Raw genomic sequence first — 7,517 nt, 5'->3', positions numbered from 1 at the left:
AAAGCTTTATTAAATAAAGGGCCACAAAGATGGTTGCTTCCAGGCTTTAGAGGGAAGGGGATATTAAAAAAGCTAGCTTCTGCTTTTTTATATTACCTACTTGCATACTCTTGCTTTACTATGGAAATTGATAACTCTCGTAGTAACGGTGATACTATCTTAAACAGAGTATTTGCCTTTATTATCTTCTTTTCTATTGTGCTATTTTTAGGAAACTGGGCTGATATGTGGGCTCATATTCCACTTATGAAGAGCGATAATAAAAGAAAGAAAGTAATAGGATTAATCCTTTGGCCTTTTTTGATAATAATATTCTTTATGACAATTTTTACTATTTTAGAGCAATATATTCTTTCTCTTTAATTGTTAATACCTTATCGAAAAAATAGGTACAATAAAACAAAAGATCAATAAAAAAATATGTTAGAATAATCACCTATGAGAAAGATCCAAACCTTAGATTTTATTATTCAAGAAGATGGTTTTATACCTGATTTCACGCAATACCGTGATGAAAGATTTTTCCCAGATCAATATTTGGGAATGTATTTAATAGTACTTAGAAATGATAAGTGTCAATCATCACCTTCTTTTGATTTTCTAAAAAATTTAACATCAGTTTTTTTCTTTCAGCTACAAAGAACACCTTCTCTTGAGCTTAAAAGAGAAAAAATCGAGGTACAATATGATTTACTAGAAATCGATGAGCTTATCTCTTCAGCGCCCTTCATGCTTGGAGGTGATTATCTATCAAGAGAATGGGTTCTTAATTTATACTCACGTTATTTGAAAATATTTAAGACGGATATCAAAAAGTATAAGTCAACGGTTGATGCGTATTTTTCTTCTTACTCAACTTATTTTCGTCTTCCATCAAAAATATTCTTTCACCTCCTTGAAAGTAAAAAAGATGAAACTCCTTTTGCTTTTATGGCAACATATTCAACTATCAATAGCGAAGGAAAAGTTTGTCATTACCCTTTAAAATATGCACTAAAGGAATATAAGGATTCAATCGATAAATTAGCTGTACTTATTTCTTCAATTAAGAAGGTTGCAAAGAATAGCACATTGATAGCCTCTTGGCTTTCAAGTGGTGAAATATTCTCACCTCTTTTGCTTTCAAAAGAAGAAGCGTTTTTATTTTTATGCGATACGCCCAAATATGAAGAAGCTGGAATTGTAACTAGAGTTCCAATTTGGTGGAAAAAAAGAAAGAAAGCAACCAAAATAAATATTGAAGTATCAAATGAAAACAACACAACTTCTTCAATACTAACGCTGCGCCCTTCAATGCAGTACCAAGGTATTGAAATAACAAAAGAAGAAGCAGAAGAAATTATTGCACAAGGTAATGGTTTACTTTTATTTAAAGGCAATTGGATTGAAGCTGATAGCGAAAACTTAAAAAAGCTATTAAATGAATACATGTTATTAGATAATGAGGAATTAACACTCCAAAATGCACTTCAATATGAATTAGGATTAGATGAAAACGCCTTTCCAATTCACCTTGATATGAAAAAAATACTAAATAATGCAGTAGAAAATTCATTAATTATAAAACCATATAACTCATTTTCTGGTACTCTTAGATCCTATCAAGAAGATGCATTTAAATGGTTAATTGCAGTATCTAAGCTTGGACTTGGCCCTCTTCTTGCAGATGACATGGGACTTGGAAAAACAGTTGAAATGCTCTCATTTTTAGATACTGTTAGGCATTTCAATAAAGGAGCAAAAGTACTCTTAATTGTACCAGCTTCATTATTAGGCAACTGGGCACATGAATGCGATAAATTTGCGCCACTGATTTCTTATGAAACTCGTCACGGAATAAGTAGTAAGAAAGCAGATTTTCCATTCCTAACAATTGCAACATACCAAGGGGTCGCAAAGAGCCAAGCCATCAAGGATAATAAATGGGATATAGTTGTTTTGGATGAAGCTCAGAACATAAAAAATAGAAATACTATGCAAACTAAGGCAATTAAGAGCCTTGATAGAAAGTTAGGAGTTGCTATGACAGGAACTCCAATTGAGAATTCATTACTCAATTTATGGTCTATCTTTGATTTTCTCTCACCTGGTTTACTTGGAAATGCAGATGCTTTCTCTCGCTATTGTGATAATTTAAAACAGATTGGTATGGAAAATTTAAAGATGGTAATTTCTCCATTCATTCTTCGTCGTCTAAAAAGTGATAGAACTATTATCAATGACCTTCCAGACAAAATAGAAACAGAAGTCATGGTTACTTTAACAAAAGAACAAAGAGTTCTATACAATAATGTAGTTGATGAATATGAAAGTGAATTAGAGAGAAGAAAGAATGCTGGAGAACAAGTTCTAACCCTTGCTGCTAACACATTAATGAAGCTTAAGATGATTGTTAATCATCCTTCTCAATATTTAGGAGATGATGAGTTTGAAGAGAAAAAGAGTGGCAAATTTCTCCTTCTAAGAGAACTCTGCGAAACAATCCATGAAAATAGAGAACGGGTATTAATATTTACGCAATTTGCAACAATAATTCCTACTCTGATGAAGTTTTTAAATGAAATATTTAATCAAGAAGGACAATGTATTGATGGAAGTACGCCTGTAAAGAAAAGAACAGAAATTGTTGATAGCTTTCAAAATGGAGAATATCCATTTTTAGTTATTTCTCTTAAAGCTGGTGGAACAGGTCTAACTCTAACGAGAGCAACAAATGTAATTCATTTTGATAGATGGTGGAATCCAGCAGTTGAAGATCAAGCTACAGACAGAGCATATCGTATAGGTCAAAAGAATAGAGTAAGTGTTTATAAATTTGTAGCACAAGACACAATTGAAGAAAAAATAAGTGAAATATTAAAACAAAAAAGTGAACTTGCTACCTCTGTATTAAGTGATGCAGGAGGAGAAATTACTACAAAGCTTTCACCTGAAGAACTATTAAAAGCTATGAAATTTACGAAGGAGATTAAATAATGGCTAAAAGAACTTCAAGAGAACCAATCATAATCGAAACTCGTGAAATTAGTACTTCATGGTGGGGTAAAGCATGGTGTGATCATATTGACTACTATGCAGATTTTGATAATAGACTTCCTAGAGGAAGAACATATGTAAGGAAAGGAGCTGTTATTGATTTAAAAATCGAAGAAGGTGTAATTAATGCTTTAGTAAAAGGATCTCGCCCTACACCTTATAAGGTTAATATTTCAATAAAACCACTTACAAAGAAAGAAATAAGTGCTTTTGAAGATAAGTGTAAAAACAATTTTGAAACCATTGAAGATTTTTTACAAGGAAAATTTCCAGATGCTTTTAAAGAATACTTTACATCTGATACTCTTAATCTATTTCCTAAGCTTAATGAAATGAGGTTTAACTGCTCATGCCCCGACTGGGCAACTCTATGTAAGCATGTTGCAGCTGTTCTTTATGGAATTGGAAGAAAACTTGATGATGATCCAATGCTTTTGCTTCGTCTTCGAGGAATTGATACCAATTCATTTAGCGAAAAGATTGTAAATAGAGAAGCAGAGAAACTAGCACTCTCTTCAAAAGTTAAATTACCAAAAGGTCGTACAATGTCCATTAAAGAAGCTTCTAGTCTATTTGGTGTTGATTTTTATGAGGATAAATGACTTGTGAATTACTCGGTAATTGAATTACCGAGGATTCCCGCTTAATATCCTAAAATTAAATTGTATTTCCTTAATAATGTTAATAATATCCCATAGTTTTTTCCTATGGGATTGAGGTTGTATCAATTATCTTTTAATAGGTAATCATTGTTAAGAACCTTCATTGATAGCGGCCCATTTAATATTTTACTGTAAGTAGTATCAACAGGACGTATTACTATACCTTCTTTTTGATTACCACTAGGATATTTTCCTTTTGCTCTTTCGATTAATTTATCAATCGTATTATATGGAAGATGGAGTTTTACTTCTTCTACTGGAACCATATTAATACCTGCTGAAACGCAAAAATTCTTCATTTGCTCAAGTCCTAGCCTTTTACCTTTATCGATATCATAAAGTGTAAATATATACCATTCAGGAGATGAAAGTTTAAGTGGATTATTTTGAATTCCTTCACCACAGAACTCACCCTGAACAGCTATATTATTTATTCCTATTTCCTTCGCACCCTCTTCAATCCTTTGTCTAATATCATATCTATGAACAAACCTCCATGCAGGGCTTGTTTCATCATCTCCAATTTCATAGTTTCGGGAGCATACACCAAACTTTCCATCAATAATATACATAGTAACACTAGTGCCATCCATTTTTGTTGAAATGTAATAAGGAACATTTTTAAACTCATCAATTAAACCAGGCTCTGCCTGTACTCTTATCTCATCTGTCTTAGGTATTTGATAAGGAAAAGGGCCTATTATTTTACCACTTCCTGTTGCTATTTCTGCTATCTCCCACTTTTTAACTCCAAGAAGATTAGTAACATCATCACCATTCTTCCATGATACCCCATCTAGTGGTCTAAACTTATCTAAAATAGATATTGGTAGTGCAAGTCCTTGAGATATTTGGCCTCTGAAATTTCTAGTTTTAAGAAGGAAGCCTTCACCGTTTAAATCATTTTTTCTAAAGCTTCCTTTTCTTAAGAACTCAAAGGCTTCCACAACAGGGAGAAACGAATCAATCTCGAAATACACACATAAATCTAATCTTTTAAATTCGCCTTTCTTTGCGACACATTTCCAGCCTAATACAGAAACAACTTCAATTTTATCAGCACCTTCTATTGCTTCAACATTGTGAATTGTCTGCACACTTGCTAACTTTCTCATTTTATACTCCTAAATTTTTGTTTTAAGAGAATTGTAAATTGAATTTTTAACAATGTATGCAAACCATTAATTTACACTTTTATTGCTTTCCCATAAGAAAAAGAAACTCCTTTTTCTCATCTTCATCTAGTTCGCTTAGTATACAGTCAATATCTATTTCATATTCAAGAGAATAGTCTTTGATAACACACTCTTCAGAATTCACAGGAATCATTACGTATAATTCTTCAATATTTACATCATAAAGACGTGCAAGAGCATCAAGATTCTCAAGTGATGGAATATTTTTCAGTTTTTCATTTTCCCATGCATATATTGCAACTCTTGATTCTAGCTGTAATAGCTCTCTCAACTCTATCACACTATACCCATGGTCAATTCGTTGTTTTTTGAGCAATTTGGCAGTTGCTGGAATATCTACAACTCTTTTTTGAAGAAATTTTTTCTTTTCCATAAATACAGCATATTATTTTAACACATTTTTCTTGATTTTTTCTTAACTCTTTGCACATTTTTCTGAATATTATTGTCACCTAAAAACACATTTTTCTATATATACACAGTGCAAAAGTCAATATAAAAATGTATGTTTGGGGGTGCGGACGAAATAAGAATGTTGGAATTCCTACATTTTTATTTTATCCTTTGCACTAACTTTTACTCTTTTATTTTGATTACATTAACGCTTAATAAAATGGCGTTCAATAATTTACTGGTTTATGGTCTGCAACATACTTATAAAAAGGAAGTGCCAAACGCTATTCTTCAACCTTGACTATCAATAAGGATAGAGGAATTTTCAAAATTCAAACAATATAAAATAACCTGCCCGATGAATGACAGGTTATAGTTGATTAGTTGATAAATTCAGACACATCACACTTTAAGACTTTGGCAAGTCTCATTACAATATCAAACTGAGCCTTATTTAAGTCCTTGCTTTTGCGTTCGTATGCCCTGATGGTATTGATAGAAACCCCTGATTCATTTGCAAGAGCTTCCTGCGTCAAGCCACAATGCTTTCTGGCAATTTTCAGTTTGCTTTCGCTATTTGCAAAGTGAACATCTAGAACCTCATAACTCTTTTGAACATCTGCTTCGTGAAGTATTCCGTAAAGCCCGATAATCTCATCATAAGGTACGGTATCGAGTATGCTCTTGAAAGTGTGACCGGAGTACCATTGATAATGGGTCAGCACCCATCCAACCCAATATTCTGGGCTTCGCTGGTAGTTTTCAATAAGCTCTACGTCATAGCTCTCTCCGGTCGTTTTTTCCATGACCTCTAAAAAAAGCTCCAAGCCACTTTTTCCTGCGATGTATTTGGGATTACCACTTTCAAACTGCGCGGCAACATCGGACTGAATAAAGCGTCTCAAAAAATCTGTAGCGTTAATATCAAACTCCAATACTGCGTCGTGAAGCATATTCCCGACAGCACGTGAAGCCTTACTCAAATATAACTGACTGTAAGCGTGGGTCATCATGCTTCATATCCTCCCTCATAATATCGAGAACAAAAATATCATCCATAAGCTGCTGTAAGTTCTTTTTCCGAGTTGCGTAAGTGGCTCGTGCGTTTTGGTCTCTTTCAGCTCTCTTATAATAGTATTCACGGTAATCGGCAACTTCGTACTCTATAAATTCAATCTGACCAAAAGAACGCTTAGAGAGAAGAACCACCTGTTCTCCCAACGTACCAAGCTGCATGGCAAGGTTTAAATCACGAAGAGAGATTGTATTGTTTACAAAATCTTCTGCAAAGGAAAAATATGAATCATCTGCACGATAACCAATCATCACATCAACGCCGGTTGTATCAGGCATAAAGCGGTTGAGAAGAAATTCCCTTGCACTGTTGCCTACAGGCGATGTAATGTCAAACTTTCTGTTAGCAAGTAAAATCGCAAGCCAGTTAAGTATGTTAAACTCGCCCTTTGTCAATTGCATGATGTTCATTCCATCCAAGTGCATAATGTATTTGTTGGAGTAACCGTCGTTCTTCACAGGGCAAGCCCATTCCTTAGCAAGCTCGATGTTTTCCGTACAGTAAAAACCACTACCGTAATCGTTGTATTTCTTGCCTATTCCAAATTTCGGTATCTCAACAATTTGCTGAGATCCGTGGTAGATAGTTAAATCTTGTTTCATAAGATGCCTTTCTATGTAATACTGTAGCATTAGTTTACCTATAATATAATACTGTGGTATTAGTTTATCAATGAGTACATAGAAAAATTCACATAAAAGGGGAAAATCTTGAAGATAACAGCAACAGAAGCATACCCCTTGGCATAAGAAACCAGTGAAGTTATTTCAGGTGTAAATCAAGAAGAATATGCAAATCTAAGAAAGGGATGGACATTTTTTGTCTTCCTGAGTATTAAGCATCAACAGCACCAGTAATTCACAGTTGAGCGCCACTGAAAGTACTCGTGAATTTTCTATCAAAATTGTACCAGTGGCATAAAAAATGGCCTGCATAATTTTATTATAATTCCTTATATTACAAGAATTAATAATAGATTTGCAAGCCACTTGCTATTACTCCCACTCTATTATTAGTATTTAGCATAGGGTGTTTTAGGTTATTTTTATTGTCTCTTTTTACTTCTATTATACTGTTTTTCTTTGATTGTTCCCTGTTTTGGTACAAAAATGGTACAAGAGCATTAACATAGATTTTTAAGGGTATTAATATAAA

General features: G+C 33.5%; 8 protein-coding genes. 3 read left to right on the top strand and 5 right to left on the bottom strand.

The genetic code is table 11. The annotated features are described in order from the left end of the window. The 3 genes from SOY52_RS04155 to SOY52_RS04145 all read left to right on the top strand — a co-directional run. The coding region (locus SOY52_RS04155) for a hypothetical protein (RefSeq protein WP_320847719.1) at nt 1-363 on the top strand (363 nt) is incomplete at its 5' end. A gap of 75 nt (nt 364-438) precedes the next feature. Then, complete coding sequence (locus SOY52_RS04150; RefSeq protein WP_320847718.1) at nt 439-2,976, top strand: DEAD/DEAH box helicase; 2,538 nt, start codon at nt 439-441, stop codon at nt 2,974-2,976. Next, the gene (locus SOY52_RS04145; protein ID WP_320847717.1) at nt 2,976-3,638 is read left to right on the top strand and encodes an SWIM zinc finger family protein; all 663 of its coding nucleotides are present in this window, start codon (nt 2,976-2,978) and stop codon (nt 3,636-3,638) included. The genes SOY52_RS04150 and SOY52_RS04145 overlap by 1 nt, the downstream gene beginning before the upstream one ends. 122 nt (nt 3,639-3,760) lie before the next feature. Here the strand turns inward: SOY52_RS04145 and SOY52_RS04140 are convergent, their stop codons facing one another. The 5 genes from SOY52_RS04140 to SOY52_RS04120 all read right to left on the bottom strand — a co-directional run. Further along, a complete protein-coding gene (locus SOY52_RS04140; RefSeq protein ID WP_320847716.1) occupies nt 3,761-4,813 on the bottom strand; it encodes an RNA ligase family protein in 1,053 nt (350 codons plus the stop codon). Between the two features lie 79 nt (nt 4,814-4,892). Beyond that, the gene (locus SOY52_RS04135) at nt 4,893-5,267 is read right to left on the bottom strand and encodes a helix-turn-helix transcriptional regulator (protein WP_320847715.1); all 375 of its coding nucleotides are present in this window, start codon (nt 5,265-5,267) and stop codon (nt 4,893-4,895) included. 400 nt (nt 5,268-5,667) lie between these two features. Continuing rightward, on the bottom strand, nt 5,668-6,300 hold the full coding sequence (locus SOY52_RS04130) for a helix-turn-helix transcriptional regulator (RefSeq protein WP_320847714.1): 633 nt from the start codon (nt 6,298-6,300) through the stop codon (nt 5,668-5,670). Further along, nucleotides 6,263-6,964, bottom strand: coding sequence for a DUF3990 domain-containing protein (locus SOY52_RS04125; RefSeq protein ID WP_320847713.1), 702 nt, complete (start codon nt 6,962-6,964; stop codon nt 6,263-6,265). Before SOY52_RS04125 ends, SOY52_RS04130 begins: the two co-directional genes overlap by 38 nt. A gap of 364 nt (nt 6,965-7,328) precedes the next feature. Then, nucleotides 7,329-7,517, bottom strand: a 189-nt coding sequence (locus SOY52_RS04120; protein WP_320847712.1) for a hypothetical protein, incomplete at its 5' end; no start/stop codon positions are given.

The organism is Bullifex sp. (genome assembly GCF_034103065.1).
GTDB lineage: Bacteria > Spirochaetota > Spirochaetia > Sphaerochaetales > Sphaerochaetaceae > Bullifex.
This window is presented reverse-complemented; position numbering and strand designations above follow the sequence as displayed.